This window comes from Cobetia sp. MC34, from assembly GCF_018340035.1.
Taxonomy (GTDB): Bacteria; Pseudomonadota; Gammaproteobacteria; order Pseudomonadales; family Halomonadaceae; genus Cobetia; species Cobetia amphilecti.
Genome location: NZ_JADPPY010000164.1, coordinates 1 through 249 on the forward strand (window position 1 = coordinate 1; position 249 = coordinate 249).

The following is a 249-nucleotide window of genomic DNA, read 5'->3' on the forward strand; positions in this document are numbered from 1 at the left end:
TGGACCACCTGACGGGTCGTCTAAGCTCGGATCAGGTCATCATCGGCGTCAGGCCGCCTGGATCAGTGGTTGAGAGAAGTACACTTCATCAGGTGTAGCATCGTCTAGCCCTTGGTGGGGCCGCTCCGTGTTGTACCAAGCGAAGTAACGCTTCAGATCCCCTCGCAAGTGGGCGCCGCTCTCGAAAGCCTTCAGATAAACGCACTCATACTTCACACTGCGCCAGAGTCGTTCCACGAATATGTTGTC

The 249-nt window shown here is 55.8% G+C and carries 1 protein-coding gene; it reads right to left on the reverse strand.

The genetic code is table 11. The features are described 5' to 3' along the window. Positions 1-48: 48 nt before the first annotated feature. On the reverse strand, positions 49-249 hold a 201-nt coding region (locus tag IZU87_RS17535; RefSeq protein ID WP_213115393.1), incomplete at its 5' end, for an integrase core domain-containing protein.